Origin of the sequence: Alcanivorax sp. NBRC 102024 (assembly GCF_001602235.1) — a bacterium.
Classification (GTDB): domain Bacteria; phylum Pseudomonadota; class Gammaproteobacteria; order Pseudomonadales; family Alcanivoracaceae; genus Alcanivorax.
Map to the genome: position 1 here is coordinate 1 of NZ_BDAS01000011.1, position 26,902 is coordinate 26,902.

Sequence of the window (26,902 nt, forward strand, 5' to 3'; positions counted from 1 at the left end):
GCGCACTTAAACCATGCTCAGTTCATCATCTGAATTAACAAAAACTTTGTTGACTCGTTCAGAACTGATTATCTGTAAAGACATCGTCCCGAACAGGTCCCACACGTTTGCTTGCCTGATTGTTAAAGAGCTTGGAAGCCTTGGCTTCCTGACTGCGTCCTTGGCGTGTTGCCGTGTCCGCCGTCTCTGTGGGGGCGCATTCTAGAGATTTCCCGGGGACCGTCAACACTTTTTTCATCACTTTTTTATCAAACGGTCACCTTTTAGGCATGGCGAGCAAAAAACCAGCGAAAACCCCTGTTTACGGTGGTTTCTTGAGCAGTTTCATTTGCTTATCGGCACTTTCTCCAGCCGCCCGCAGGTATGAATTCGCCCCACTCCCTTTCTTTTCTACCCTGGGGACAGAGAAACTCACCATCAAAGGCTCGCCACGAGCAAAAAAATGCACTCACCTCCCGCCTGCCTGGCTCCCGGCATGAAAAAGGGCGCCATTTCGGCGCCCTTCGGAATCTTGCGGGAAACTCAATCCGCCTTGCGTAACCGCCACAGGCTCATCAGCAACCCCGCCACCACATAGACAATGGCCACCGTCAGCAGCACCAGGGGCGGATCCAGGAAGACAATCGCGAAGGCCACGATAACCCCAAGCAACACTTTGAACGGAACCCGACCGATATGGAGCTCCTTGAAGGAGTGGTACTTCACCGACGACACCATCAGCAGACCCGCACCCGCCACCACCAGCGCCACAATCCAGGAGATATCATTACCGTCTATGCCCCGGCTGGCCCCCAGCCACACCAGCGTTGCCACCAGGCCGGCCCCGGTGGGGCTTGGCAGACCGATGAAGAAGCGCTTGTCAGTGCTTTCTGCCTGCACATTGAAGCGGGCCAGACGCAATGCCGCGCAGGCCACATAGATAAAGGCGGCCATCCAGCCAAATTTGCCCAGCTCCGAGAGCCCCCAGGAATAGGCCACCAGTCCCGGTGCCACCCCGAAGGCAACGCAGTCAGACAGGGAGTCGTACTCCGCACCGAACTTGCTCTGGGTATTGGTGAGCCTGGCCACTCCGCCATCCAGGCCGTCCAGGATGCCCGCCACGATAATACCGATGGCTGCATGCTCGAACAGGCCATTCATGGCCGCCACGATGGCATAGAAGCCGGCGAACAGGGCACCGGTGGTAAACAGGTTCGGCAGCAGGTAAACCCCCTTGTGACGGGCGCCGGTACGGTGCTCGGCCTCCACCACCTCAAAGGTTTCTGGCTGCTCCGGGGTCGTTGTCTTGTCGTTGTCCTGCATGGTGGTCCATCCAAATTGGGTGTGACTAGTCTAACGCAGTGACCGTAAACAAAAAACGCGGCCGAAGCCGCGTTTTTTGATGATCCGTGCAAGCGCTTAGTTCTTGCTCTTGTCGACGATCTGGTTTGCCTGGATCCAGGGCATCATGCCGCGCAGTTTCTCACCTACCTGCTCGATGGGATGCGCCGCGTTGTTGCGACGGGCAGCCGTCATGGACGGGTAGTTCAGGGCGCCTTCAGAGATGAACTGCTTGGCGTACTCGCCGCTCTGGATGCGCTTCAGGGCGTTGCGCATGGCCGCACGGGATTCGTCGTTGATCACTTCCGGGCCAGTCACGTACTCACCATACTCCGCGTTGTTGGAGATGGAGTAGTTCATGTTGGCGATACCGCCTTCGTACATCAGGTCAACAATCAGCTTCAGCTCGTGCAGACACTCGAAGTAGGCCATTTCCGGGGCGTAGCCCGCTTCGGTCAGGGTTTCGAAACCGGCTTTCACCAGCTCGACCGCACCCCCACACAGAACGGCCTGCTCACCGAACAGATCGGTTTCGGTCTCGTCCTTGAAGGTGGTTTCGATGATACCGGTACGGCCACCGCCGACGCCGGACGCATAGGACAGAGCCACATTCTTGGCGTTGCCTGAAGCATCCTGGAAGATGGCGATCAGGTCAGGGATACCCCCCCCCTTGGTGAACTCGGTGCGCACAGTGTGGCCCGGCGCTTTCGGGGCGATCATGATCACATCCAGGTCGGCACGGGGAACGATCTGGTTGTAGTGGATAGCAAAACCGTGGGCGAACGCCAGGGTGGCACCCTCTTTCAGGTTCGGCTCGATTTCTTCACGGTACAGCTGGGACTGGAACTCGTCCGGGGTCAGGATCATTACCACGTCAGCGGCAGCGACAGCAGACGGCACATCGCTCACTTTCAGGCCATGGGCTTCAGCCTTGGCGATGGAGGAAGAGCCCGGGCGCAGACCGACAGTCACGTCCACACCGGAATCATTCAGGTTGCAGGCATGGGCGTGGCCCTGGGAGCCGTAACCGATGATGGCCACTTTCTTGCCCTGGATGATGGAAAGGTCGCAATCCTTGTCGTAATACACTTGCATGCTCATAGCTCTGGCTCTTTCAGATATCGGAAATCGGTGACGGACAGGCACACAGGGAACCTGCCCGGACAGGCCCGCCACTCTAGGCTATCCGTCGCATTGCGTAAAATGATATATTTGAAACATTGCATTTCATTTACCGCAATACCGAGTGATATAGCCATCCATGGATACCAAGCCGCTCCGCCTGTTCCTGACCCTGGCGGACACGTTGCATTTCGGGCGCACCAGCACCATGTGCCATGTGAGCCCGTCCACGCTCAGCCGTACCATCCAGCAACTGGAAGATGAGCTGGGCGTGCCGCTGTTCTACCGCGACAATCGCAGCGTCACTCTCACCCGGGAAGGACAACGCTTTCAGGAATACGCCCGAAATACCCTGATGCAATGGGACAACCTGCGTCACGCCCTGCAAGAAGACCGGCGGGTGCTGCAGGGGGAGCTGAGCCTGTACTGTTCGGTGACCGCCAGCTACAGCTTTCTCTACGATATTCTCAGCAGCTTTCGCCACCAGTACCCACGCATCGAACTGAAGCTGCATACCGGTGACCCGGCCCAGGCGGTGCAACGGATCCAGTACGGCGAGGAAGATATCGCCATCGGTGCCAGGCCGGATCACCTTCCCGCAGGCATTGCCTTCCGCCCCATCGCCCGCTCTCCGCTACTGTTTATTGCCCAGGCCGGGCAGGCCCAACTGGCGGAACGGCTCAGCGGCAGCGCGACTAAAGCTGCCTGGGAAGATGTTCCCATGATCCTTTCCGAGGAAGGCCTGGCCCGGGAACGGGTGGACCGTTGGTTTCGACAACTGGGCGTCAAGCCGCATATCTATGCCCAGGTGGGTGGCAATGAGGCCATCGTCAGTATGGTGAGCCTGGGCTTCGGGGTGGGTATCGTGCCGAAAATCGTATTGGACAACAGCCCCCTGGCCGGCCGCACCCGTCCCCTGGATGTTCAGCCGGCGCTGGCACCCTATGAGGTGGGCCTGTTTACTCAGGAGAGACGGCGGGAAGAGCCGCTGATTCAAGCCTTCTGGTCGCAGCTACCGGAATAGGGTGAGTTTCGAGTTTCGAGTTTCGAGTTTCGAGTTTCGAGTTTCGAGTTTCGAGTTTCGAGTTTCGAGTTTCGAAGAGCAAAGCCCAAGTCTTTGCCTTTCGCAACTCGCTTCTCGTAACTCGCGACTCAACCACAGGCAGTTATCCCCCCACAAAAAAACCGCTCCGAAGAGCGGTTTTTTTTGTCTGGCGTCAGGCATCGAGTGTTCTTACAGGCTCAACACTTTTTCGCCGCGGGAAATCCCCGATACCCCGGAACGCACCACTTCCAGTACCTGGGTCTCCCCGATGGCACCGATAAAGGCGTCCAGTTTGTCGGAAGCACCCGTGAGCTGAATGGTATAGACGGTGCTGGTCACATCCACGATCTGGCCGCGGAAGATATCCACACTGCGCTTTACCTCGGCACGCTGGGCGCCGGTGGCTTTTACCTTGATCAGCATCAGCTCGCGCTCGATGTGCGCCCCTTCGGTGAGATCCACCAGCTTAACCACCTCGATCAGCTTGTTCAGGTGCTTGGTGATCTGCTCGATCTTCAGATCATTACCAAAAGTGGTCAGGGTCAGGCGCGACAGGGTGCTGTCTTCGGTGGGCGCCACCGACAGGCTTTCGATGTTGTAGCCCCGCTGGGAGAACAGACCGATCACCCGGCTCAGTGCGCCCGGCTCGTTTTCCATCAGAATAGAGATAATTCGACGCATCAGGTCCGCTCCGTCTTGCTCAGCCACATGTCGCGCATGGAACCGTCTGCAATCTGCATCGGGTACACGTGCTCGGTGGGGTCCACATAGATATCCATGAATACCAGGCGATCTTTCAGGGCAAAGGCTTCGTTCATGGCCCCTTCCAGGTCCTCAAACTTGGTCACCTTCATGCCCACATGGCCGTAGGCTTCCGCCAGGGCCACAAAGTCCGGCAAGGACTCCATGTAGGACTGGCTGTGGCGGCCACCGTATTGCATGTCCTGCCACTGACGCACCATGCCCAGGGCCTGGTTATTGATGTTGATGATCTTCACCGGCAGGCCGTACTGCAGGCAGGTGGAGAGCTCCTGAATGTTCATCTGGATGGAGCCTTCACCAGTGACACAGGCCACGGTGGCGTCCGGGAACGCGAACTGCACGCCCATGGCCGCCGGCAGACCGAAGCCCATGGTTCCCAGGCCACCGGAGTTGATCCAGCGACGGGGCTTGTCGTACTTGTAGTACTGGGCGGCAAACATCTGGTGCTGGCCCACATCCGAGGTCACATAGGCGTCACCACCGGTGGCCTTGTAAAGGGCTTCCACCACCTGCTGGGGCTTCATGGGACCATTTTCATTGGTCTCATAGCGCATGCCGTGAACCTTGCGCCAGCCTTCAATCTCTTCCCACCAGCGCTCCAGCGCCTTCTGGTCCGGCTCGCCACCGTGCTCATCCAGAGCCGACAACATCTCTTCCAGCACCTGGTGCACCGGCCCCACGATGGGGATATGCGCCATAATGTTCTTGGAGATAGTCGCCGGGTCGATATCAATGTGGATGATCTTGGCACCCGGACAGAATTTCTTCACGTTGTTGGTCACCCGGTCGTCCAGGCGAGCCCCCACCGCGAGAATCACATCGGAGCTGTGCATGGTCATGTTGGCTTCATAGGTGCCATGCATGCCCAGCATGCCCACATTCTGCGGATCCGTGCCCGGGAAGCAGCCCAGCCCCATCAGGGTATTGGTTACCGGGAAGTTCAAGCGGTGGGCCAGCTTGGTCAGCAGTTCGCTACCCTCGCCCTGGATCACGCCGCCACCCGCATAGATCACCGGGCGCTTGGCTTTCATCAGCTCTTCCACTGCCTTGCGGATCTGGCCGGAGTGGCCACGGCTGACCGGCGCATAGGAACGCATCTTGACCTTTTTCGGATACTCGTAAGGGTTCTTCACGTTCGGCGCGGTCTGATCCTTAGGAATATCGATCAGTACCGGGCCGGGACGGCCGGTGGTGGCAATGTAGAACGCCTTTTTCATGATCTCCGGAATGTCCTTGGCATCGCGGACCATGAAGCTGTGCTTCACCACCGGACGGGACACGCCGATCATGTCGGTTTCCTGGAAGGCGTCATCGCCAATCCAGTCGGAGCGCACCTGACCAGACAGAACGATCATGGGGATGGAATCCATGAACGCCGTCGCCAGGCCGGTAATGGCATTGGTGGCACCGGGACCCGAGGTCACCATCACCACGCCGGGCTTGCCGGTGGCACGGGCATAACCGTCCGCCGCATGGGTGGCCGCCTGCTCGTGGCGAACCAGAATGTGGCTGACCTTGTCCTGCTGAAACAATGCATCGTAAATGTGCAGTACGGACCCCCCGGGATACCCGAAGATGTACTCCACTCCCTCGTCTTGCAGCGCACGGACCACCATCTCCGCGCCGGATAACATTTCCACGGTTGCTACCTCAAATCAGAATGCATACAACCCACTGCCGTGCAGCGGGACGGGGTTCTGGCAGGCTGTTGAACAGCCTGCTAACTTGCTGCCTGCGGGTAAAACACCGGATTTGGGTGCTCTTGGGCCCTGTCGGAGGTGGCCGACACGAACGCAGGCTGGGAGGGCGACACGGAGGCACTGCAAACCTGAAGAGGGATTACTCCCGCTAAATAGGAATGAGAAACCTCCGGAGGCTCCCACAGCGGGACGAGAGTGCAGTGATACTGCTGGCAGGACATCGCGGTAACGGTGCCCCGGGTCCCGGCCTCACATTTACCGGTAAGCAAATGCGGGTCCCGATCTCCGGAAAGGCTCAATTTTGTCAGAAATGTGCGTCGATTCAAAGCCCTTGGTCGGGTTTGGGTTGCAGAAAATCCCCCTCAACAGTCATGCTAAAGTACGAGCCGAAAAGACAACCCGAAAAGAAGACCAACATTATGAACAAATTCAGCCTGTTGCTTGGCAGTGCCCTGCTCACCCTTGCCAGCGCCGGTTCGGCGGCCAAGTTCCACAAATGGGTCGACGAGGATGGCGTGACCCACTACGGGGCCAACCCGCCACAAGGGGTCGTCTCCACGGAAGTGAACACCCGCGCCAATGCGAGCTCCGATCAGGACCGCGAACTGGAGGCCCTGAATGCGAAGCGGAATGCGCGGCAAGATGCCAAAGAAGAGGCTGCCCAAGCAGCCAGGGAGGCCGAGCGCCTCCAGTCAGAGCCCGACGAAGTCGTCAAGGAGCGCTGCGAACAACACCGTAAAAATCTGGAAACCCTGAAGAACAAGCCCATTGTGCGAAGCAAGAATCCGGAGACCGGCGAACTGGAAGTTCTGGACCAGGAAGCAAGAGAAAAGATGATTCAGAGCAGCCAGGAAGCCCTGGAAAAGTGCAACCAGAATTAAGGGTAAGTGAGCCCTGCCTCCCAGGGCTCACTGGACACCGCTCTCACCGCTCAAAAGTGAAGCGGTCCTCATGCACGTCGATGGAAATGGTGTCTCCCTGACCAAACTCTCCCCTGAGCAGGGCCTGGGCCAGCGGGTTCTCCAGCTGCTGCTGGATGGCCCGCTTCAGGGGCCGGGCACCATAGACCGGGTCGAAGCCAGCTTCCACCAGTTTATCCAGCGCCGCATCGCTGAGCTCGAGGCGGATATCCCGCTCAGCCAGCCGCTTACGCAAGTAATCCAACTGAATGCCGGCAATACCCTTGAGCTGATCCTTGGCCAGCGGATGAAACACCACGGTCTCGTCCACCCGGTTGATGAATTCCGGGCGGAAGTGGTTACCCACCACCTCCATGACCGCTGATTTCATGGCCTCGTAATCGTTGTCTCCAGCCAGTTTCTGGATCAGGTCGGAGCCCAGATTCGAGGTCATCACCACCACGGTGTTGCGGAAATCCACGGTACGGCCCTGACCATCGGTCAGGCGACCATCGTCCAGCACCTGCAACAGGATGTTGAACACATCGGGGTGCGCCTTTTCCACTTCATCCAGCAGCACCACGGAGTAAGGCTTGCGACGCACCGCTTCGGTCAGGTAGCCACCTTCTTCGTAACCTACGTAGCCTGGAGGGGCACCCACCAGCCGCGCCACGGAGTGTTTCTCCATGAACTCGGACATGTCGATACGCACCATGGCCTCTTCGGTATCAAAGAGGAAGTTGGCCAGCGCCTTGCAAAGCTCGGTCTTGCCCACCCCGGTGGGGCCGAGGAACAGGAAGCTGCCATTGGGGCGATTGGGATCGGACAGCCCGGCCCGGGAGCGACGCACCGCATTGGCGACCGCTTCCACTGCCTCCGCCTGGCCGACCACCCGCTGATGCAAGGCCTCTTCCATGCGTAACAGCTTGTCTTTCTCGCCTTCCAGCATCTTGGCAACAGGAATCCCGGTCCACTTGGAAACCACCTCGGCGATTTCCTCATCGGTCACCTTGTTGCGCAGCAACTGGTTCTCGGTCTGCGACTGCTGCTCTTCCTGGTCCTGGGCCGCCTGCACCCGCTTCTCCAGTTCCGGGATAACCCCGTACTGCAGCTCGGACATGCGATTCAGATCTCCGGCGCGACGGGCCTGTTCCAGCTCGACACGGGCCTGTTCCAGTTCTGCCTTGTATTCCTGGGCTCCCTGCAAGGCGGCTTTTTCTGCTTGCCAGATCTCTTCCAGATCGGCGTACTGTTTTTCCAGTTCGTCGATATCCGCTTCCAGTTTTTCCAGCCGCTTGCGACTGGCTTCATCCTCTTCCTTGCGCAGCGCCTGGCGCTCCATTTTCAGCTGGATCAGCCGGCGATCAAGACGGTCCATCTCTTCCGGCATGGAATCGATTTCCATGCGGATTCGGCTACCGGCCTCGTCGATCAGGTCAATGGCCTTGTCCGGCAGCTGCCGATCCGTGATATAGCGATGGCTGAGCCTGGCCGCGGCAATGATGGCGCTGTCGGTAATGTCCACACCGTGGTGGACCTCGTAACGCTCTTTCAGACCGCGCAGAATGGCGATGGTATCTTCCACGCTGGGCTCATCCACCTGCACTTTCTGGAAGCGACGCTCAAGGGCCGCATCCTTTTCGATGTACTGTCGATATTCATCCAGCGTGGTGGCGCCCACACAGTGCAGCTCGCCCCGGGCCAGGGCCGGCTTCAGCATGTTGCCCGCATCCATGGAGCCCTCTCCCTTGCCGGCGCCGACCATGGTGTGCAACTCATCAATGAAGAGGATAATACGACCTTCCTGCTTGGCCAGCTCGTTGAGCACGGCCTTGAGACGCTCCTCGAACTCGCCGCGATATTTGGCACCGGCAATCAGGGCCGCCATGTCCAGAGACAGCACCTGTTTGTCCTTCAGCCCTTCCGGCACCTCTCCGTTGACAATACGCTGGGCCAACCCCTCCACAATGGCGGTCTTGCCCACACCGGGCTCACCAATGAGGACGGGGTTGTTCTTGGTACGACGCTGCAATACCTGAATAGTCCGGCGGATTTCATCGTCACGACCGATCACCGGGTCGAGCTTGCCGGACTCGGCCCGTTCGGTCAGATTGACCGTATATTTGTCCAGCGCCTCGCGCTTGTCCTCCGCATTGGGATCGTTCACCGCTTCGCCACCCCGTACCTGCGCAATTTTCTCCGCCAGTGTCTTCTTGGTGATACCGGCATTCTTCATCAGCTTGCCAAGCTCACCGTTATCATCACAGGCCGCCAGCAACACCACCTCGGTGGACAGATATTGATCTCCACGCTGCTGGGCTTCCCGGTCGGCCATGTTGAGTAAACGGCCGGTGGCCTGGCCCATCTGCACATCGCCGGTGAAATTACTGACCGTGGGCAGCTTGTCCACCGCCATGTTCAGGGCAGTAATCACATCTGCCCCGTTGGCGCCGGCTTTTTCCAGCAAGGGGCGGGCCGCACCGCCTTGCTGCTGCATCAGTGCCAGCATCAGGTGAACGGGCTCTATGGTGCTGTTGCCCTGCCCCACGGCCAGGGATTGCGCGTCAGACAGGGCTTCCTGCAGGCGTGCGGTGAGTTTATCCATTCGCATTCGGGCTCTCCTTTCCGGTTGTGATCCGCGCTCCAGCCCCCTGTCGGCAAGCCAGCCACGATCACCGGTTACTTGTCATCTGACCTCTAAATGGGTCCGATTGGGCCATATTCAAGAGCAGTGAAGAGTTAATAGTGAACAGTTAACAGCGACGCGAGGCCGCTTTTCTGTTTTTGAAACGCAAGAGGCCGCGCCCAAACCCTGGGCGCGGCCTCTTGCGTTTCAGAATCAATTCACCCCGGATCGCGAACTATTCACTGTTCACTATTAACTCTTCACTGCTCTTTTATGGGTCCAGCCAAATGAGTGACGCAAACCGACCCGTGTCGCCTTCTTTACGGTAGGAATAGAAACGCTTGAGATCACAGGCGGTGCAAAGCTCCCCGCCCTGTACGTCCTCCACGCCCAGACGAGCCAGTTCAATCATGGCCGCCTGGGCAACGGAAAATCGCCAATGGTGGGGGGTCGCATCTGCATGAAAGGCATCTTTAAAATCTGCCTGGGTATCCACAAAGGCCCGGTAGACCTCGTCACCCACCTGGTAGCATTTGCCACAGATCGCCGGGCCCAGCCAGGCACTGACCGGCTCACCCTTCGGGGCAATCCTGCTCACTCCCTCGGCAATGATGCCCGCCTGCAGGCCTCGCCACCCCGCATGCACCGCCGCCACCGCACTGCCGTCGGTTCGCGCCAGCAACACAGGCAGGCAGTCGGCGGTGAGCACCACACAGGGCCAGCGCTGCTGATCCGTCCAGACCCCATCGGCCTCATTGTCAGCATCCTCTGCGCGGATCACCCGTTTGCCGTGGACTTGCTTCAACCAGGCCACCGGATGATCCGCCTGCAGCAGTTTCTCCACATGGTGACGGGCCTGCTCCACCCGAGCGGGCTGATCACCGCAGTTCATGCCCAGATTGAAGCCATTCCAGGGGGGCGGAGAGTGACTGCCGGCACGGGTGGTCACTGCCACGCGCACTGCCGGGTGCGGTTGCCAGCGGGGCCACAGCCACTGTGTTCGGGCGGGAAGGGCCATCCTTCACTCCAGGTCACTCAGAAAGAGCAACGTCCTTCGGCTTTTTTCAGATTAAAGACAACTTCATGGGGCGCCGACGTTACCGGCATCATCACACCGCCAAAGTCATTCCCGCCGGCTATCACTGGCGCTCCAACCGCAACGGATGACATTGCCGTCACGGTATGGGTGTCGTGCGTGATATCCGACATTAATGCCACATGCGAACCTGCCAGCTCCTGGCAACGCCGTTTCAGATAATCATCCAGCCAGTCCCAGCGGGTGGCCTGTTCGGCCACATAACTGATCCTGTACTGACGCTCCTCAAGCTGTTCCTCCTGGTACCCTTTGGTTCCATCCCAGGCATGATAGGTACTGATACAACCCGACAGGGCAAGGGAAAGCCCCCCCGCCACAAGATTAACGGTCTTCATCATTCGACTTCGTCCTTGAAGTATTATTGCTCGTTGGGCCGTGCGTCCTGTTCCAGTACCCGAATCAACGCCTGCATATCTTCGGGCAGCGGCGCTTCGAATTCACAGTATTCCCCCGTGGCCGGATGAATCAAGCCGAGTTTTCTCGCATGCAGGGCCTGGCGGGGAAAACGGCGCAGGGCTTCGCGCAGGGCCTCGCTGGCACCGGCGGGCTGCTTGAGGCGGCCACCGTAGAGCGGATCGCCCACCAGCGGATAGTTGCGATGGGCCATGTGCACACGGATCTGGTGCGTTCGGCCGGTTTCCAGCTGCACCTTGATCCGAGTGTGGGCCCGATAACGATCCAGAACCCGGTAGTGAGTGACCGCTTCCTTACCTCCGTGCCTTACGACCGCCTGTTTCTTCCGGTCCACCGGGTGGCGACCGATCGGTGCGTCCACCTTGCCGCCGCCGGTCATCACGCCCACGGCAATGGCTTCGTACTGGCGAAACAGGCTCTTGTCCTGCAACTGCGCCACCAGGCTCTGATGCGCCTCCAGGGACCGGGCCACCACCATCAGGCCGGTGGTATCCCGGTCCAGTCGGTGCACAATGCCTGCCCGGGGGAGACTGTTGAGCCGTTCATCCAGGTGCAGAAGGCCATTGAGGAGAGTGCCATCCGCGTGGCCCGCTGCCGGGTGCACAACGAGCCCGGTGGGCTTGTTGATCACGATCAAGTCGTCGTCCTGATAGACCACATCCAGCTCAATGGACTGGGGCAGATCGTCCAGTTCCGGGGCGATTTCCACTTCCAGCGCCAGGCACTCATTGCCAATCAGCTTATCCTTGGGCTTGGCTTTGCCTCCGTTGACGGTCAGCACCCCGTCCTTGATCCAGCCTTGTAGCCGGGAACGGGAAAATCCCTCAAACAGCTCGGCGGCGGCCTGATCGACCCGCTGCCCCGCCTGATCTGCGCGTACCTGCTCGCTACGCTGAATTTTCTCGCCGCCAAGATGTCCCATAGTGCAACCTGTGTTTAAATGCCGAGTCTGAATTATTCAAAGGCTCTGAAGCCTGTATTGTAACCGCTTAACGAGGGAAGAATGCCACGTCTTTTATGGCCACTACTGTGCCTGCTGCTACTCGCCGGCTGCGCCAGCAACAAGGAGCGCCCGGAGCTGACCGAGGTAGACCAGTATCGGGAAGCCAGCGAGTCGCTGGAGTCAAAGAACTATCTGACCGCCATTGACCAGCTCAAGGAGCTGGAAGCCCGTTTTCCCTACGGCGATTTCGCGGAACAGGCCGCCCTGGACCTGATCTACGCCCAGTACCGGGCGGTGGATTACCCGGCCACCGTGGTCGCGGCCCAGCGCTTTATGCGCAATTATCCAGCGCATCCACGCATGGACTATGCGATTTACATGCGTGGGCTGGCCAATTTCAATATGGAAAAAGGCCTGTTCGATAATATGGTCAGCTCCGACAAATCCAGCAAGGATATGGGAGCGGCCAAGGATGCATTCCGGGATTTCGAGCGACTGGTAAACCGCTTCCCGGACAGCGAGTATGCACCGGATGCCCGCTCACGGATGGTGCATATCCGCAACCAGCTGGCCCGCCAGGAGCTGCATGTGGCCCGCTACTATGCCCGCCGCGGCGCAGTCATCGCCTCCATCAATCGGGCCCAGTATGTGGTCAAGCATTTCCAGCAAACCCCAGCGGTACCCGAGGCGCTTGCCATCATGACGAAGGGCTACGAGCGTCTGAAGCAACCGGAACTGGCGGAAAAGAGCCGCAAGGTTCTGGCCCTGAACTGGCCGGACAGCACCTTTCTGGACAATGAAAAACGCGTGGATCTGGCCTGGTGGCCGGACGAGGATGATGGGCTGCTGAGCCTGCTGACGTTTGATTTGCTGTAATGAGCTGAAAGTTTAACGTTCACCGTCGAAAAGCGCGGACCGAGCTTTTTGCTTTATAAACACAAGAGGCCGCGCCCATAGCCTGGGCGCGGCCTCTTTGCTTTCAGGAACCCGCAGGGCTAACCGCTTTTCAAGGTTGAACGTTAAACGTCCAACTATTTTCAGTCCCCAGGGCGCCAGCCATTGGTAATCGGGTAGCGCCGATCCTTGCCGAAGGCGCGACGGCTGACTCGGGGGCCCACGGCGGCCTGCCGCCGCTTGTATTCATTACGGTCGGTTAGCTTGACGACCCGATAGACATTCTCCCGGTCAAACCCATCCCGGATCACCGCTTCCGCACTCATATCCTGCTCCACGTAGCGCTCGAGAATCGCATCCAGCTCGTCGTAATCCGGCAATGAATCACTGTCGACCTGATCCGGGGCCAGTTCGGCAGAAGGCGGGCGGGTGATCACCCGTTCCGGGATAATTTCCACACCGGCTTGCTGGTTCCGCCAGTTTGCCAGGCGGTAAACCATGGTCTTGAAGACATCCTTGAGTACCGAGAAACCACCGGCCATATCGCCGTAGAGCGTGGCGTAACCCACCGCCATTTCGCTCTTGTTCCCGGTGGTCAGAACCACAGAACCGTTTTTGTTGGAAAGCGCCATCAGCAGGACTCCGCGGCAACGGGCCTGCAGGTTCTCCTCGGTGGTATCCTTCTGCTGACCGGCGAATGCCTCACTGAGGATATCCATAAACCCATTGAACGCGGGCTCAATGGGCAGCACCCGGTAGTGAACCCGCAGGGTTTTGGCCTGTTTCTCCGCGTCCTCCAGGCTCATGGCCGAGGTGTAGCGGAACGGCATCATCACAGCCTCCACCCGCTCCGGGCCAAGCGCATCCACCGCCACAGCCAGGGTGAGTGCCGAATCAATGCCACCGGACAAGCCCAACAGGGCCCCCTTGAAACCGTTTTTGTTCACGTAGTCCCGGGTTGCCAGCACCAACGCCTGATAAAGGCTCTCCTCCAGGCCGGGAAGCGGAAGCTGCTCACCCATGGGCTCACAGTGTCCGTCTTGGCCTTGCAGGTCTACCGGCACCAGAGCCTCGGCAAAGCTGGCAGCCTGTATACAGCGCCGCCCCTGGCTATCACAGACGAAGGAAGCACCGTCAAAGACCAGCTCGTCCTGCCCCCCCACCAGGTTGCAATACAGGATGGGCAGGCCGGTTTCACGGCTGCGGGCCTCTACCTGCTCAAGGCGCTCCTGGAACTTGTTGGCCCGGAAAGGTGAGGCGTTCAGATTAAGCACCAGATCCACATTCTGTTGCTGCAGCTGGGCGGCCGGCCCGCTATGCCAGATGTCCTCGCAGATAGTCAGGCCCAGGGTCCAGCCATCCAGCTCAAAAGTGCAGGCTTCGGAGCCAGGCTGGAAATAGCGTTTTTCGTCGAACACCCGGTAGTTGGGCAGATGCTGCTTGAAATACTCATGACGGGGGCGACTCTCCCCCGGGAACATTACCCCGGCGGCATTTCGGCGCTGCCCATTCCGTACCGCAGGATAGCCGATCACCACCGGCACACTGACCTGCTGCCCGATCGTTTCCAGGGCCGCATCCACGCGGCTGTTGAGACTGGGGCGCAACAGCAAATCCTCCGGGGGATAGCCGGTCAGCATCAGCTCCGGAAACAGCACCAGATCCGCACCCAACAAACGACGAGCCTCGTCCGCCGCATCGATTACCCGTTGGGCATTGCCCTCAATGTCGCCCACCAGCGCATTCTGCTGGGCCATAATAATCCGCATGGTTAACCGGCCTTTCCTCAAGTGAGCGCTGATTGTACTCTTTAGAACCTGCTTGGGGTCTATACGCAGCCGCGCCGGAGGCAATTTTTTCGCCAGCCCGCGACGGTGATGTGTAGTCATTCTACATAAGCAAGAGCCGTCACGGGCTGGCGAAAAAAGCTCCCGGCCCTTCGGGTTGCCTATAGACCCCGAGCAGGCTCTGAGCCGGCGACCGATGGACGCATCACGCTAAAACAAGGAGAACAAAATGGGCCTGATACGCCTGCTGATTATTGCCGCCCTGATCTATTTGGCCTGGCGAGTGGCAAAAAACCTGCTTTCGCAGACCGGCAGCCGCAGCAATACCGGGACCGATGCGGATCGGGACGGTCAGGCCATGCTCAAATGCGCCCAGTGCGGCGTGCATGTCCCGGCCCCGGAAGCCTTTACGCATAATGGCCGACACTTCTGCTGCCAGGTGCACCAGCGCCTGTATCTGGAGCACCATGAGCGCTAGCCAGGGGTGGACACCCGCCCGAATCTATAACGTTTACCGGATTGCCATCGCCTGCAGCCTGATGCTGCTGCATTTCGGCCCGGAAAAGCCCCTCATCGGCACCCATCTGCCACTATTATTTGAAACGACACTCTTTGTCTATCTGGGGCTGACGCTGGCGTCGGCCACCCTGGATTTCCGCGCTGAAAAGCGGGCCTACCCCGCTTGGGCGCAACCGGCTTCCCTGATTACCGATCTGACCATGCTCACCCTGGTGGTGCACGCCAGCGGAGGCCTGGAGGGCGGGCTGGCGGTTTTGCTGCTGGTCACCGTCGCCGCAGGCAATATTTTACTGCGTGGACGCCTGGGCTTTCTGATTGCCGCACTTGCGACTCTGTCGATGATGTTCGAGCAGTTTTATTTTTCCATCCAGGCCCTGTCTGAGTCGCCATTCCTGCTCACAGAATCAGGGTTGCTGGGTATCGCCTTTTTCATGGTCTCGCTGATTATCCAGCAGATATCCCAGCGGCTGCAGTACAGTGAACGAATCGCACAGCGACAGCGGGTGGCCATTGAGCGCCTGGAAGCCCTGAATCAACAGATTGTGCAGCGCATGCGCACCGGCGTGGTGGTATTCGACCAATCCTTACGGATCCTGATGGCGAATCAGGCCGCCAACAGCCTGTTTGGCACCCCCATGCTGGGCAACCAGTTACCCAAGCAATTGGCTCACCGCTACCGTCGCTGGCTGGAAAACCCGCTACTGCCGCTGGCCACCTTGAGAACATCAGAACAATCTCCCGTGCTCAGCCCACGCTTCGCGCCTTTGGAAACCGACCACGAGCTGCTCACCCTGCTCTTTCTGGAAGATAGCGCCCGGGTTGCCCAGGAGGCACAGCAGATGAATCTGGCCTCACTGGGGCGCCTCTCTGCCACGCTTGCCCATGAGATACGCAACCCGCTAAGCGCCATCAACCATGCCACCGAGCTGTTACTTGATGGAAATGCCAGCGAGGAAGATCAGCATTTGCTCGGCATTATTCGCAATCATGTGGGCCGCGTGAATGGCATCATCCACGATGTGCTGGACCTGTCTCGCCGAGGACGAGGCCAGGCCGAGCGCTTCAGCCTGGCGCCATTCCTTGACGAGCTTATTGAACAATGGGCGTTACGGGGCTATAGCAACCAGCGCCTCAGCAAGGCCTGCCAATCGGAGGTGGAAGTCCGCTTTGACCGCAGCCAGCTGACCCAGGTAGTCGACAACCTGATTCGAAATGCATTTCAGCACGGCGGGGAGCACTGCAACGTGACTCTGGAATGTGGCAGCCATCAGCAGACCGGCTTACCCTGGCTCCGGATCCGGGATAACGGTAACGGCATCCCCCGAGAAACCGCTCAACACCTTTTTGAACCCTTCTATACCACGGCCAATGACGGCAATGGATTAGGCCTCTATCTTTGCCGGGAGCTCTGCCAGGCCAATCAGGCCGCCCTGGATCTTGAAGATAGCCCGAATGGGGCCAGCTTTGTGATAACCTTTGCTCACCCGCACCGACAATTCCAATAACACGATCTGATTATGAGTGCTGACACCCCACACATCCTGGTTGTTGACGACGAAGCAGATCTGCGCGAACTGCTGGTCATTACCATTGGCCGAATGAAGCTGAAAGCCACCGCCGCTGAATCCCTCGCCGCAGCCAAAAAAGCCCTTGATGAGCAGACATTCAACCTGTGTCTGACCGACATGAACCTGGGCGATGGCACCGGATTGGAGTTGCTCCAGTATATTTCCCGTCACTGTCCCGAGATGCCCACCGCCGTGATTACGGCTTATGGCAGCATGGAAACAGCGACAGATGCCATGAAGTTCGGCGCCTATGATTTTATCGCCAAGCCCGTATCGCTGGACCGCCTGCGTCAGCTGATTGAAGATGGTCTGGGCATCAGCGAAGTGGAAGATCACCACGAGGAAGAAGACAGCCTGATCGGCGAAGCACCAAGCATGCAAGCCCTGAAAGCCCAGGTCCGCAAGCTTGCACGCAGCCAGGCCCCAATCTATATCAGTGGTGAATCCGGCAGCGGCAAAGAGCGCATTGCCCGACTGATACATAGCCTTGGCCCACGGCGCGAAAAACCCTTCGTGGCAGTCAACTGTGGTGCCATTCCCTCGGAATTGATGGAAAGCGAATTCTTTGGCCATCGCAAGGGAGCATTTACCGGTGCGGTGGAAGACCGAAAAGGTCTTTTTCGCGAAGCCGATGGCGGCACGCTTTTTCTTGACGAAGTTGCCGACCTCCCTCTCCACATGCAGGTCAAACTGCTGCGGGCCATTCAAGAAAAGTCTGTTCGTCCGGTAGGGGAAACCAAGGAGTTCCAGGTCAATTTGCGGATTTTATGTGCCACTCACAAGGACCTTGCCCGTGAGATGGCAGAAGGCCGATTCCGGCAGGATCTGTTCTACCGCTTGAATGTCATTGAGGCTCACGTACCCGCATTACGCGAGAGACAAGAAGACATTCCTGCTCTGGTAAAACATATTCTTAACAGGCTAAGTCATGCCTGGGAGATTACCCCTCCCTCCATAACCGATGCGGCCATGGACGTTTTGGCACAATACCCATTTCCTGGCAATGTCAGGGAGCTGGAAAACACGCTGGAACGTGCGCTTACCCTTTGCGATAGCAACACAATCGATAGGGAACATCTCCATCTACAGGCGCATACTCAATCTACTCAGCCCGTGCATGCAAACCCAAACGTCTCGCCATCGCAAAACCTGGCTGAGCGGGATAGCAACCAACCTCTTGAAGATTTCCTGCAAGAGATAGAGAAAAAAGAAATTCTAAAAGCCTTGGATATAACCCACTGGAATCGAACCGCTGCAGCCAAAAAACTGGGCATGACATTTCGATCTTTACGTTATCGGCTGAAAAAACTGGAACTTGATCAGGGTGACAATGAATAAGGCGCCAGACCGACACTTGAGTGTTCGCCACATACAAGCTGAGCAATGAGCTCCGCCGTTACCGGCGCTGACACCAAACCATTTCTAAAGTGACCCGCCGCTAAGAATACGTTAACCGTATTTGGCACTTTGCCAATGTATGGGTAATCCCGCCCAGTACCGGGCCGAACTCCTGCCCAGTGGCAATCCGGAGCGCTGTCTAGCCCAGGCAGCAATAATTTCGCTACCTTTTCCAATTGCCACCTTCCCGATACCGTAGGCCACGTGGAGTCATCCCCTGGACGTGTTGTTGACCCCACAAGGGTGTCACCGTTCTTTCTGGGGATGACATAGCCCTCTTTCGCCAAGATAATATGGCTTGGTGCCTGGCTTCCCAAACGGTACAGTAAGATTTCTCCTTTCACCGGAAAGACAGGGGCAAATTCGACCAGCTCATTCACCCATGCACCGCAAGCAAAGATTAGTCGGCCGAATCTTTTCGCAGTCCCGCTTTCCAGATGAAGTGCAGCGCAGCCACCTCTCTCAGACCATGAAATCACTTTTTGGGAAACGAAAACCACTCCCTTATCGATAAGATAAGATCTCAATGCTTTCAGAAACCAAGGGTTGCGAATTGACCCCAAATCATTAAACCAAAATCCGTGACAACTTTTTCCACCTATCAACCTCTCTTCCTCACAGGTTTGCAATAGGGAAGAAGCAGCCCAAGCACTCGCAATCTCAACCTCATCTTCCTGCACCTCCATCCACATACCTGACAAATGCAAAGCACCGTCAGGTAAGTACCCTAGGGATTGCAGTCGCGCACAAATACTTTTATAGAGAGGAACAGCGCGATCACAGAGCTGATTCATAAATACTGAATAGCGCCAAGGAAATAAAGGAGAAAGAATACCTCCGCCTGCCCAGGAAGCAGGAGGGCGAGAATCGGTTTCATAGATAGATATACTTGAGACTCCACGCTCAAGCAAAAAAAATGCGGACAGTTGCCCAATAATTCCTGCTCCGACGATACCACATGTCTCCATCTATTTACTCATTATGTACTACGCAAAATGAAGAGATCACCTATCGGAAAATAATTTTTAACCAGCAAAATAAAACCATGATAAAAAATACGCGTTCCAAAGGGTTTACATTAGTTGAGCTGGCGACAGGCTTAACTATCTTAGCGATACTAGCAACCTTAGCTACCACACTTACACATCACTTCATTCCTAAACAACAACTAATCGCGAAACGAAATGAGTTGATAGGTTTTTTCCAGCTTGCCCGCGGCGAGGCCCTTTATCATGGGAGCGTACTTGTTTGCAGTGAGAACGCCAACTGCAGGGGCTTTGATGGCGGCGACCTAATTGCGTTTAAAGATACCAACAGAAATCAAAAAAAAGACCGCCATGAAAACATTATCGCCCGACTGTCTTCTTCTCAGGAGCTACAAATATTCCGTAATGGCTGGGGCAAGCAGCATTATCTTGAATATGATTCGATGGGTCGCCTTCACTACCAGAATGGACATTTTTTACTTTGCCACTCCGGATATGGCATCAAACTGATCATGAACTGGCGTGGACGAGTACGTCTTGGGAGCGGCCCCTCCCCTAACAAAAACTGTCCATAAATTTTCAAGAGCGCCTGAAAACTAACGCCCTGACCATTAATAACCAGAACTCCTAGAATACTAGCAAGCTTATCACATCTTTTAACACGCCCCAAAAAACTAAATTGAACGGCTCGAAAAATTTAACATGACTAATAAATTCACATCTCCTCCATATTCTAAGAGTTAAAGCCAAGAGGTAGAAAGTGAGCTAGAAAGCATGCTAATTCCAACTTTTGTCTGAACCGTAGGTGCAACTAGTCTGGTTCGTTTTGCTCCAACAGCTGTCTCCATCGCTACTCAAGCGCATCGCCCCTGACCCCTCCATCAAAGTTCCAGTCTTAGGAACAGCCGTAATCTCATAACTTTGCGCACCGGACGGAAGAGGGTCCTGATTAAAAGAAACTGTATAGTAATCATTCGCCGCTAACCCAGGGGCCAGCACAGAAAGACTTGCCCCTCCGTAAGAGAGATTCTGAGAGCGATAAGTCTCCAAAGATGACGCAAGCGCCATGATATCTCCTTGTGCCTCGGTGCGGCGAGCATTCTCAACGTGATTTTGATAGGAAGGCCAAGCAATAGCAGCAAGGATCGAAACGATGACTACGACAATCATCAGCTCAATCAATGTAAAACCTTCGGCGCTCTTAATCATGGATTGCCTCCGGAATATTTCTTGATCCGTTGATCCGCCTGTTTTTGAGACTCCAGTTCTCGCCATTGCCGCTTCTCGACACCACAAGCACTAATAGTGTTGCCATTAACGATTGAGGTGCCGATCAAAACAGCATATTTGAAATCAGGGCATTCATCCTGACCCGGGACACCAGCACCACCGCCCCCGCCATCTCCATTACCAGATTCTACCGGAGGGAGAATGATCTGAGGCTGGGGAGGAATCCCCTGGTTATCGATATCCTCGTAGCGCTTCTTGGGATCATCGACTTCTCCATCATTATCAAGGTCTGCCGCTGGAGCCCCGTTCATAGCATTAACGATATAAGCTCTCCCCCCGCCAGGGATCGACGCACAATCATTCAGCTTCTTATTTTCCGTGATAAAGGTAGTGAAATACACCAGACCGAACAAAGCGGTTGGTTGAGCCAATACTTTTTCTCCTTTCTCCAAGGTAATATAAAAACCTTTCTCATCGTCTATTGTCGCAGAATAATTATCAGTAACATCAAGAAGGTCCGAATGCGTAACAACAGGCTGCGCTTTGTAGTTATTATAAAAGTGTGTCAAAGCCTCGAAGTCATCGACAGCATAGAACCTGTCTTCAGTTTGTTCATCCATTGGGTGCGGTCTGGCACCCGAGCCTACCAGTACTTGCAGCGTTGTCTTGCCGTTACGGTAACCTATCTGAATAGCTGGCGCAGAGAAGAAACGACGCTGATTCTTTTTGCCACTATCATCACTCAGCCCTAGTTTAGCAATGACTTTTGAGCGCTCAACAACATCGCCGGAAGTTGATGCATCACTATTAAGGTCCACTCGAATAATTTGCCCACCAAGATCCACCGCGTACAGAAAATCGATAATCTTGTCAAAATTCATGTCAACAGATGCAACCGAGGCGGGAATAGACCATTTAAGATCCCCTCCCTCCTGCTTCCAAATCACTGCACCTGTCATAGCGTTGACCAGATAAATAGCATTTCCCATTTTATCCGAATAGCTGATGTCCGCAGCATTATCGTGATTGTCAGGACTGTATCCGCCACCGATGGCAAGAACAGGCACCCTATCACCATCAATTTTAACAAAACCAAAAGTGGGATCGGACCAACTTTGACCCATATTGCCAAAATCACCCTCTCCACCCTTCATTACCCAAAGGAGCTCCGGCTTCTCAGGATTGGTATAATCAAGCGCATAGTAATTCTGGCCACCACGGCGCATACCACCAAATAAATATACTTTCTCGGGGGTGCTATCGGCTGCCCCCTTTCGCCATACACTCCAGCTACCGTCCAGACCATAGGTCACACGCTTATTGCCTGGCTGCTGCAATTGGGGACCCGCTTCACGAAAAGCTGTTTGCCCTAAAATCTCCTGAGGCATAAAGACTGACAGCTCTTTTCCGGTTTTCGCTTCGATGGCGTGCAGCATGCCGTCATTCGTACTGACGAAAACCACATTTTTTTGTTTGTCCGCATCACTGACAGCATCTTCATAGCTACCAATGTAACCATAATTGACCATCACAGGAATGGAATGAAGCGGATCCCCCCATGACTGCAACAAAGTCTCATGCATTTTTTGGTGCTTTTCATCACTTGCTGTTGGTGCAAGGCCAAGTGCCTCTTTGGAAACCTTGTTGTACTTATCATAAAGCAGCAGAGATGCTCCTGCTGCACTATTAGCTGTTTTACTACCGCCTGTAGAGGGACTGGAAGTAGCGACATAAAGTTTTCTTGAGGCCGATGTCACCTGGTTTCGGGCTCCACCCTGCGATACTTCCGGACCATCCTGAATAGTATCCCACCAGCTAGAAGCTGCATCCTTGAAAAAGCCGGTATTAGGGTCTACAGCTTTCAAACCTGTCTGGTCATAAATCGCTAGCCCATCACCATCACGCCCCAAACGATAACGCTTGAGGTTACCATCCCATACTGAAGACGCATTATTAGGCTTGAAAACCGAATAGTAGGTTTGATCCAGGAACTCCAGTCGACTCAGCTGGTTCACCGCAACACCAGGTGCAGCAATTGAAGTATTGGAAGCCGTAAGGCTGTTAATAATATTCTGAAAAACAGCCTCCAACTCTGTGGCATTTCGAGCCGGCGCAAATTGGCCGTTAGAAATATGTGCAACACGCTCAAAGTTTGCCTGCAGGTCTGACGGAACCGCAAAACCAATGGTGTGAGTCGTTATTGGTCTACCCAATCCATTTGCATTGCCGTTGGACAACCACTCTGACAATTGCATTTGGCAATTATAACTTCGCTTATCAGACCCACTGGCATTGCCTGTGCAGTTATTTTTTCCTGTCAGGCTTGTCACCATGTAATAATCGGTATCAACATTCGTCGGCTGACCATCAGACAACGACATGATGTGGTCAGATGTGCAACTTCTGGCATAGGGGTAGTTTTCGTTAGGAGACAAATACTGAGTCCGAGTGTTGTCAGTATATTCCACCGAATCATTGTAACCTGGACCATAAACAGCATTTTTTCCCAGCATGTAACGGGCTATTTCAGCATAGGCTTCCATGGTTGGAGTACCGCCATTAGCCGTCAAAGAGTCCACCGTTTCCTTCAACCGATCACGCACCCTGGGCAAAAATTTAGAAGGGTCGGCGGTGAGGGACTGTATAGTCACATAAGGCTGCGTGGCTGAACCATACTCCGAAGAATATATTTCTAATTTTGAGCTCCCAACCCCCTTGACACCCAACAACAGACCAAAGGCGCTATTTTTTGCCCAGTCTGGATCAGAAATAATTTCCTGTAGAACATCAGTAATTTCGATTTTGTGCCACTGGTTGAAGTCGCCAATTTTCTGTGAATTTTCGGCGGCACCCAGCTTGCGCTTACTGAGATTTTCATTATCCTCCGCAAACTCTGGGACACTACCTCCAACCATACCTTTTACAACAAAATCCCCACTGAAATAACGATCCTGTCGACCATATACATGCAGATAAGCCGACTGGACGACGTCAGGTTCAGGCGCACTAGCTCGACCATCAAGATTCAACGCAGGAAAACGAAGCCCAACACCAACCGAGCTGGGATTAAGATCTGGGTATTGATGCTCAAGATAAACACTGCCATTATTCAATTCGTGCCCATCGTCCAGCGAGCTGCCAAGATTTGCTGTCAGACCTCCACCACAGGAAAGCTGATCTTTATAACCTGCAGACCCGGGCAATGAAGTAATGTTGGGCTTTTGTGTATAGTCCCATTCAACGGTAAGAATTGCCGGATAAGCAGTTCCACTTTCATGGGTTTCGATTTCACGTGTTTTAGTATCTCCTGGAATGGCATTTGTCATGGAGACAGCAAGATTGTTTCCTCCACACCAAGCAATACGGTTTACAGCATCCTGGACCAGATCAGTCACGTCCATCTGATACTTGCCCACATTATTCCAACTCTCTGTCACATCGACACGATACCCCCCTACCCATGAGCGACTATTGATATCATTACTGCCACTAAACAGCTCAGATGAACCAACATCTTCGTACGCAAAATCGATACTTATAGGCGTACTGGAACTTTCATTGGCTTCAATTTCCACATACGCTTCCTTTACTACTGCATAGCGTGGTACATCAAGGTCTTCAAAGATAAAACCAACCCTTCCACCATCTTCTTTTTCATTAGGAATATCTAATTCATCATTATAGACATCAAGATAACCATTTACCGTTTGGTAACCATCCCCGCGATTATCTGAAACTGCACTTTTTATCGGGTCTCCAGCATCAACTTCATCAAGACCTCGAACCGGATAAATCAGCCGCCCGCCATCATTTTGGCTTTGATTATAACGTGCCAGACCGATTCGAGCGTTCGAGCCTAGGGAGTCGATAACACGCTTGAGGGCAATTTTCAGCTCGGAAATCTTGGTGTTTTGGCGTGAACAAGCATCATCGACACACACATTCCCATCCATACTCCCGGATGTATCCATGAGCAAAACGATATTGACTGGCGCACGACTGTCACCATCAACAGTATTGAAATAGATATCCACATCTTCAGCATGCACTGGTGCAGCCAAAAAACATGCTGTAAAAACGACTGGAAAAACCCACCGGTTCATGATTACACCCCCCAGGGCATGAATAACGTTTATCGCATTAAAGCGCTGGACCAAGCTTGGAAAAGTGCTGTTCGTTAATCCTTTCCATGTTGAAAACTTCAATTTCACCATCAGCAACCGCCATAAATTCATACCAGGCGAAATTGATACTAGCCGCCCCCGCCGTGCTGACCGTACTGAGATATGGTGCTGATGCCAAACCTTTCATTACTGTTCGTGAACCAGCTTTGAGAAGGTTTCTTGAGTCGGCATTATCCGAGTCCTGGCATGCCCGCAGAAGCTGCACATCGCTTTTCCCTACGCAACGCTCAACAACAATGCTTTCCCCTGTTTCAATGTTGTACTTTGAAACCAGCGCTCCTATCAGGTATTTGGGATCTGATTGTGGCCGATAAACCGCCTCGTCATATACAGCAGCCAATGCGCTCTCCGCGCCATCAAAAGCAATTGCTGAAACCTGTGTAGTAGTGGCAATCTTTGAATTAAACATACTTGTTTTCATGGCTGTCACACCAAGAATTGAAACGATCGTTAAAATCATAAGTGCGACCAGCAATGCCGCACCTCTTTGATTACAAAATGAGGTCATCGGGAGTCACTCCTCTCTGAGAAAGGTTCCGAAGTTTTACTGTCGTGACAAATAGCCGCCGCATTTTCACTTCCGCTAATGGCCCCTCTCCGTTGACAAGCTCCTTGTCTAAAACCACGAACCGCTGGCCTTCATTGAAATCCGGGAGGTTATCGACTTCTGCACTCACCAATAATCCAACACGAACACTCACTACTGTTTCGCCAACCACATTATCCGCATCAACGTATTGACCAGCGAAAGCAACGCGATCTATCCGGTTTTCACCAGCAATAGTCGGACGGTCCACACCATAAAGAACCTGGAAGCTATCAATGCCTGCAATCATTGCGGCACCTCTGGTGGCAAGATCCACATCCCCCTCACAAAAGAGCTCATTGGCCCCAGAGTCAGCATTCATGCGAACATCATAAACATTGGTAATCAGTACCGGGGAGTCCAGGCTAGCACCTGCAGCACGATCGCCTTCACAATCCTGAACACCATAAAACTGAAACGCGACTGAGTCGTTGGCGTCTGCATTCCCACCTCCTTCACGACTCAAATCGGGACCAAAAATGATAGGGTCAGTAATGTAGCCCGAACCGGGACTAGCCAGAGAATGATCGGACATTGGCGTTCCCGCACGTCGCAAATCTGAAGACAACATCTGTATTGCATATCGCCCTGACTCTTGGACTTCAGTCATCACTTTTTGAGTTTCAGAACTGCGGAGGTTAGCAGTGAAAATCTGAACAGCAGCCAGGGTCACGATCAGCCCAAGAACCATCGCCACCATAAGCTCAACAAGGCTAAATCCCCTTTGCGCGGCCTTCATGGCAAAACCTCCAGCACAAAACAGTTCGCGTCACTCACAACCGCATTACCATCTTCACACTGATCTGGCATTGTCTCGTTCCAAGCAACCCTTACGCATTGCAGCTCACTGCCTACACAGGCAGAGACGTCTATTCGGCCGGATGGCAAAAGATTCCAGGTGAGCCAGCGCAACTGCTGCACATCCCATGCGGCGATTTCGTCAGGCGTACAACTCTTCACCGCACTACATTTCTCATCCAGATCTTTCCCGGGCTCTCCTGTTGGCCAATTATTGCTATCGAGGTAATACTCAGAAGCCAAAGGATTTGATTTCACTCTTTCCACCGCAGCCTGAGCAATGGAGGTTGCCTGACTTCGCGTATAAGCGATTGTTGTCGAATCTAACGCTCGAAGCTGAAGTCCCGCATAGCCGAGCACACCAATAGCAACTACGAGGAGCGCAATCAGCACCTCCACCAGTCCAACACCCTGTTGCTGGGAAAATGAACGTCGATACGAAGTCATCAGCAGTCCCTTTTATCCGTATTGCGGATTCGACCAAACTGATTGACCTCGATAGTGCGCCCGGTAACTCCAGACCCATCGCCCGGGCAAACATCAAACTGCAGTCTTGCGATAACGCTGCTGCCTGCTAGGTCGTAGATACGACCGTCTGGGCCTACAGAAAATCCATCAATGCCTCCAACGACTTCATCGATAGTTACATCTCCTGCAGCCCGGAATGTCTGCTCACCATCCACCCCAGCAGGGAGACGCAACACCCAGCCCGGATTCCCCCACTCATTAGCAGCGTCACCACCATCCGCTTCCACCTGAATGTTCTCACGACGGTTCACCGCATAAGCTCTGGCCGTATTTAAGGTTGCCACCAGATCTCTGGCACTTTTCTTCACTTCAGAGGTACTGGTAGAACTCTGGAACGACGGAACAGCAATAGATGCGACAATAGCCATGATCATCAAAGTGACCAATAACTCTATCAAGGTAAAACCCGCTTGTTTTTTGACTTGTTTCGAGAGTTGCACAACCCATTCCTCTATAAGCACAAACTCACTGTAACAGCGCTCTAGTCAACGGCAATC

23 protein-coding genes are annotated in these 26,902 nt (G+C 54.8%); 7 read left to right on the forward strand and 16 right to left on the reverse strand.

Going from position 1 to position 26,902, the window contains the following annotated elements:
* Nucleotides 1–522: 522 nt before the first annotated feature.
* Together pssA and ilvC are read right to left on the reverse strand one after the other, a co-directional pair.
* A complete protein-coding gene (gene pssA, locus A0251_RS14630) occupies nt 523–1,302 on the reverse strand; it encodes a CDP-diacylglycerol--serine O-phosphatidyltransferase (protein WP_062817586.1) in 780 nt (259 codons plus the stop codon).
* Nucleotides 1,303–1,398: 96 nt separating this feature from the next.
* Entirely contained in the window at nt 1,399–2,415 is a 1,017-nt protein-coding gene (gene ilvC, locus A0251_RS14635) for a ketol-acid reductoisomerase (protein WP_062817668.1), read from the reverse strand.
* Between the two features lie 166 nt (nt 2,416–2,581).
* On the opposite strand from ilvC, the gene ilvY reads away from it, so the two are divergent.
* Nucleotides 2,582–3,466, forward strand: coding sequence for an HTH-type transcriptional activator IlvY (ilvY, locus tag A0251_RS14640; protein ID WP_062817587.1), 885 nt, complete (start codon nt 2,582–2,584; stop codon nt 3,464–3,466).
* A 210-nt stretch (nt 3,467–3,676) separates the two neighbouring features.
* On the opposite strand, the gene ilvN is transcribed toward ilvY, so the two are convergent.
* Nucleotides 3,677–4,168, reverse strand: a complete 492-nt coding sequence (gene ilvN, locus A0251_RS14645; protein WP_062817588.1) for an acetolactate synthase small subunit — start codon at nt 4,166–4,168, stop codon at nt 3,677–3,679.
* Entirely contained in the window at nt 4,168–5,889 is a 1,722-nt protein-coding gene (locus A0251_RS14650; protein WP_062817589.1) for an acetolactate synthase 3 large subunit, read from the reverse strand. Before A0251_RS14650 ends, ilvN begins: the two co-directional genes overlap by 1 nt.
* Nucleotides 5,890–6,368: 479 nt before the next feature.
* Here A0251_RS14650 and A0251_RS14655 point away from each other — a divergent pair, with 479 nt between their 5' ends.
* Nucleotides 6,369–6,830, forward strand: coding sequence for a DUF4124 domain-containing protein (locus tag A0251_RS14655; protein WP_062817590.1), 462 nt, complete (start codon nt 6,369–6,371; stop codon nt 6,828–6,830).
* Nucleotides 6,831–6,873: 43 nt separating this feature from the next.
* On the opposite strand, the gene clpB is transcribed toward A0251_RS14655, so the two are convergent.
* The 4 genes from clpB to rluD all read right to left on the reverse strand — a co-directional run bounded on the left by clpB (nt 6,874) and on the right by rluD (nt 11,906).
* Nucleotides 6,874–9,459 (reverse strand): ATP-dependent chaperone ClpB, encoded by a 2,586-nt coding sequence (clpB, locus tag A0251_RS14660; protein ID WP_062817591.1) that lies wholly within the window; start codon nt 9,457–9,459, stop codon nt 6,874–6,876.
* A gap of 286 nt (nt 9,460–9,745) precedes the next feature.
* Nucleotides 9,746–10,492, reverse strand: a complete 747-nt coding sequence (pgeF, locus tag A0251_RS14665) for a peptidoglycan editing factor PgeF (RefSeq protein ID WP_062817592.1) — start codon at nt 10,490–10,492, stop codon at nt 9,746–9,748.
* A 17-nt stretch (nt 10,493–10,509) separates the two neighbouring features.
* Nucleotides 10,510–10,908 (reverse strand): hypothetical protein, encoded by a 399-nt coding sequence (locus A0251_RS14670; protein ID WP_062817593.1) that lies wholly within the window; start codon nt 10,906–10,908, stop codon nt 10,510–10,512.
* Between the two features lie 20 nt (nt 10,909–10,928).
* Entirely contained in the window at nt 10,929–11,906 is a 978-nt protein-coding gene (gene rluD / locus A0251_RS14675) for a 23S rRNA pseudouridine(1911/1915/1917) synthase RluD (protein WP_062817594.1), read from the reverse strand.
* A gap of 81 nt (nt 11,907–11,987) precedes the next feature.
* Between rluD and A0251_RS14680 the strand changes: the two genes are divergently transcribed.
* The gene (locus tag A0251_RS14680) at nt 11,988–12,803 is read left to right on the forward strand and encodes an outer membrane protein assembly factor BamD (protein WP_062817595.1); all 816 of its coding nucleotides are present in this window, start codon (nt 11,988–11,990) and stop codon (nt 12,801–12,803) included.
* Nucleotides 12,804–12,964: 161 nt separating this feature from the next.
* Here A0251_RS14680 and A0251_RS14685 read toward each other — a convergent pair whose 3' ends face one another.
* Entirely contained in the window at nt 12,965–14,590 is a 1,626-nt protein-coding gene (locus tag A0251_RS14685) for an NAD+ synthase (RefSeq protein ID WP_062817596.1), read from the reverse strand.
* A 247-nt stretch (nt 14,591–14,837) separates the two neighbouring features.
* Between A0251_RS14685 and A0251_RS14690 the strand changes: the two genes are divergently transcribed.
* From A0251_RS14690 to A0251_RS14700, 3 genes are read left to right on the forward strand one after another with little or no spacing between them, the layout of a single operon-like run.
* The gene (locus A0251_RS14690) at nt 14,838–15,086 is read left to right on the forward strand and encodes a PP0621 family protein (RefSeq protein WP_062817597.1); all 249 of its coding nucleotides are present in this window, start codon (nt 14,838–14,840) and stop codon (nt 15,084–15,086) included.
* Complete coding sequence (locus A0251_RS14695; protein WP_062817598.1) at nt 15,076–16,632, forward strand: PAS domain-containing sensor histidine kinase; 1,557 nt, start codon at nt 15,076–15,078, stop codon at nt 16,630–16,632. Before A0251_RS14690 ends, A0251_RS14695 begins: the two co-directional genes overlap by 11 nt.
* A 12-nt stretch (nt 16,633–16,644) precedes the next feature.
* Complete coding sequence (locus tag A0251_RS14700; protein ID WP_062817599.1) at nt 16,645–18,033, forward strand: sigma-54 dependent transcriptional regulator; 1,389 nt, start codon at nt 16,645–16,647, stop codon at nt 18,031–18,033.
* Here A0251_RS14700 and A0251_RS17280 read toward each other — a convergent pair.
* A complete protein-coding gene (locus A0251_RS17280) occupies nt 18,015–19,061 on the reverse strand; it encodes an FAD-binding oxidoreductase (RefSeq protein WP_082810923.1) in 1,047 nt (348 codons plus the stop codon). The two genes, A0251_RS14700 and A0251_RS17280, sit on opposite strands and share 19 nt — an antisense overlap.
* On the opposite strand from A0251_RS17280, the gene A0251_RS17285 reads away from it, so the two are divergent.
* A complete protein-coding gene (locus A0251_RS17285) occupies nt 19,052–19,654 on the forward strand; it encodes a GspH/FimT family pseudopilin (protein WP_082810921.1) in 603 nt (200 codons plus the stop codon). The two genes, A0251_RS17280 and A0251_RS17285, sit on opposite strands and share 10 nt — an antisense overlap.
* A 202-nt stretch (nt 19,655–19,856) precedes the next feature.
* Here the strand turns inward: A0251_RS17285 and A0251_RS14705 are convergent, their stop codons facing one another.
* From A0251_RS14705 to A0251_RS14735, 6 genes are read right to left on the reverse strand one after another with little or no spacing between them, the layout of a single operon-like run.
* A complete protein-coding gene (locus A0251_RS14705; RefSeq protein ID WP_062817600.1) occupies nt 19,857–20,288 on the reverse strand; it encodes a type IV pilin protein in 432 nt (143 codons plus the stop codon).
* Nucleotides 20,285–24,523, reverse strand: coding sequence for a PilC/PilY family type IV pilus protein (locus tag A0251_RS14710; RefSeq protein ID WP_197461955.1), 4,239 nt, complete (start codon nt 24,521–24,523; stop codon nt 20,285–20,287). The genes A0251_RS14705 and A0251_RS14710 overlap by 4 nt, the downstream gene beginning before the upstream one ends.
* The gene (locus A0251_RS14720; protein ID WP_062817603.1) at nt 24,450–25,001 is read right to left on the reverse strand and encodes a PilX N-terminal domain-containing pilus assembly protein; all 552 of its coding nucleotides are present in this window, start codon (nt 24,999–25,001) and stop codon (nt 24,450–24,452) included. The genes A0251_RS14710 and A0251_RS14720 overlap by 74 nt, the downstream gene beginning before the upstream one ends.
* Nucleotides 24,985–25,818, reverse strand: coding sequence for a PilW family protein (locus A0251_RS14725; RefSeq protein WP_062817604.1), 834 nt, complete (start codon nt 25,816–25,818; stop codon nt 24,985–24,987). Before A0251_RS14725 ends, A0251_RS14720 begins: the two co-directional genes overlap by 17 nt.
* Complete coding sequence (gene pilV, locus A0251_RS14730) at nt 25,815–26,324, reverse strand: type IV pilus modification protein PilV (RefSeq protein ID WP_062817605.1); 510 nt, start codon at nt 26,322–26,324, stop codon at nt 25,815–25,817. The genes A0251_RS14725 and pilV overlap by 4 nt, the downstream gene beginning before the upstream one ends.
* The gene (locus A0251_RS14735; protein WP_062817606.1) at nt 26,324–26,845 is read right to left on the reverse strand and encodes a Tfp pilus assembly protein FimT/FimU; all 522 of its coding nucleotides are present in this window, start codon (nt 26,843–26,845) and stop codon (nt 26,324–26,326) included. Before A0251_RS14735 ends, pilV begins: the two co-directional genes overlap by 1 nt.
* Nucleotides 26,846–26,902 lie beyond the last annotated feature (57 nt).

Coding starts and splice junctions, on each gene's coding strand:
- pssA (WP_062817586.1), bottom strand. CDS start 1,302: ATGCAGGACAACGACAAGACAACGACCCCGGAGCAGCCAGAAACCTTT.
- ilvC (WP_062817668.1), bottom strand. CDS start 2,415: ATGCAAGTGTATTACGACAAGGATTGCGACCTTTCCATCATCCAGGGC.
- ilvY (WP_062817587.1), top strand. CDS start 2,582: ATGGATACCAAGCCGCTCCGCCTGTTCCTGACCCTGGCGGACACGTTG.
- ilvN (WP_062817588.1), bottom strand. CDS start 4,168: ATGCGTCGAATTATCTCTATTCTGATGGAAAACGAGCCGGGCGCACTG.
- A0251_RS14655 (WP_062817590.1), top strand. CDS start 6,369: ATGAACAAATTCAGCCTGTTGCTTGGCAGTGCCCTGCTCACCCTTGCC.
- clpB (WP_062817591.1), bottom strand. CDS start 9,459: ATGCGAATGGATAAACTCACCGCACGCCTGCAGGAAGCCCTGTCTGAC.
- pgeF (WP_062817592.1), bottom strand. CDS start 10,492: ATGGCCCTTCCCGCCCGAACACAGTGGCTGTGGCCCCGCTGGCAACCG.
- A0251_RS14670 (WP_062817593.1), bottom strand. CDS start 10,908: ATGATGAAGACCGTTAATCTTGTGGCGGGGGGGCTTTCCCTTGCCCTG.
- rluD (WP_062817594.1), bottom strand. CDS start 11,906: ATGGGACATCTTGGCGGCGAGAAAATTCAGCGTAGCGAGCAGGTACGC.
- A0251_RS14680 (WP_062817595.1), top strand. CDS start 11,988: ATGCCACGTCTTTTATGGCCACTACTGTGCCTGCTGCTACTCGCCGGC.
- A0251_RS14685 (WP_062817596.1), bottom strand. CDS start 14,590: ATGCGGATTATTATGGCCCAGCAGAATGCGCTGGTGGGCGACATTGAG.
- A0251_RS14690 (WP_062817597.1), top strand. CDS start 14,838: ATGGGCCTGATACGCCTGCTGATTATTGCCGCCCTGATCTATTTGGCC.
- A0251_RS14695 (WP_062817598.1), top strand. CDS start 15,076: ATGAGCGCTAGCCAGGGGTGGACACCCGCCCGAATCTATAACGTTTAC.
- A0251_RS14700 (WP_062817599.1), top strand. CDS start 16,645: ATGAGTGCTGACACCCCACACATCCTGGTTGTTGACGACGAAGCAGAT.
- A0251_RS17285 (WP_082810921.1), top strand. CDS start 19,052: ATGTCTCCATCTATTTACTCATTATGTACTACGCAAAATGAAGAGATC.
- A0251_RS17280 (WP_082810923.1), bottom strand. CDS start 19,061: ATGGAGACATGTGGTATCGTCGGAGCAGGAATTATTGGGCAACTGTCC.
- A0251_RS14705 (WP_062817600.1), bottom strand. CDS start 20,288: ATGATTAAGAGCGCCGAAGGTTTTACATTGATTGAGCTGATGATTGTC.
- A0251_RS14710 (WP_197461955.1), bottom strand. CDS start 24,523: ATGGTGAAATTGAAGTTTTCAACATGGAAAGGATTAACGAACAGCACT.
- A0251_RS14720 (WP_062817603.1), bottom strand. CDS start 25,001: ATGACCTCATTTTGTAATCAAAGAGGTGCGGCATTGCTGGTCGCACTT.
- A0251_RS14725 (WP_062817604.1), bottom strand. CDS start 25,818: ATGAAGGCCGCGCAAAGGGGATTTAGCCTTGTTGAGCTTATGGTGGCG.
- pilV (WP_062817605.1), bottom strand. CDS start 26,324: ATGACTTCGTATCGACGTTCATTTTCCCAGCAACAGGGTGTTGGACTG.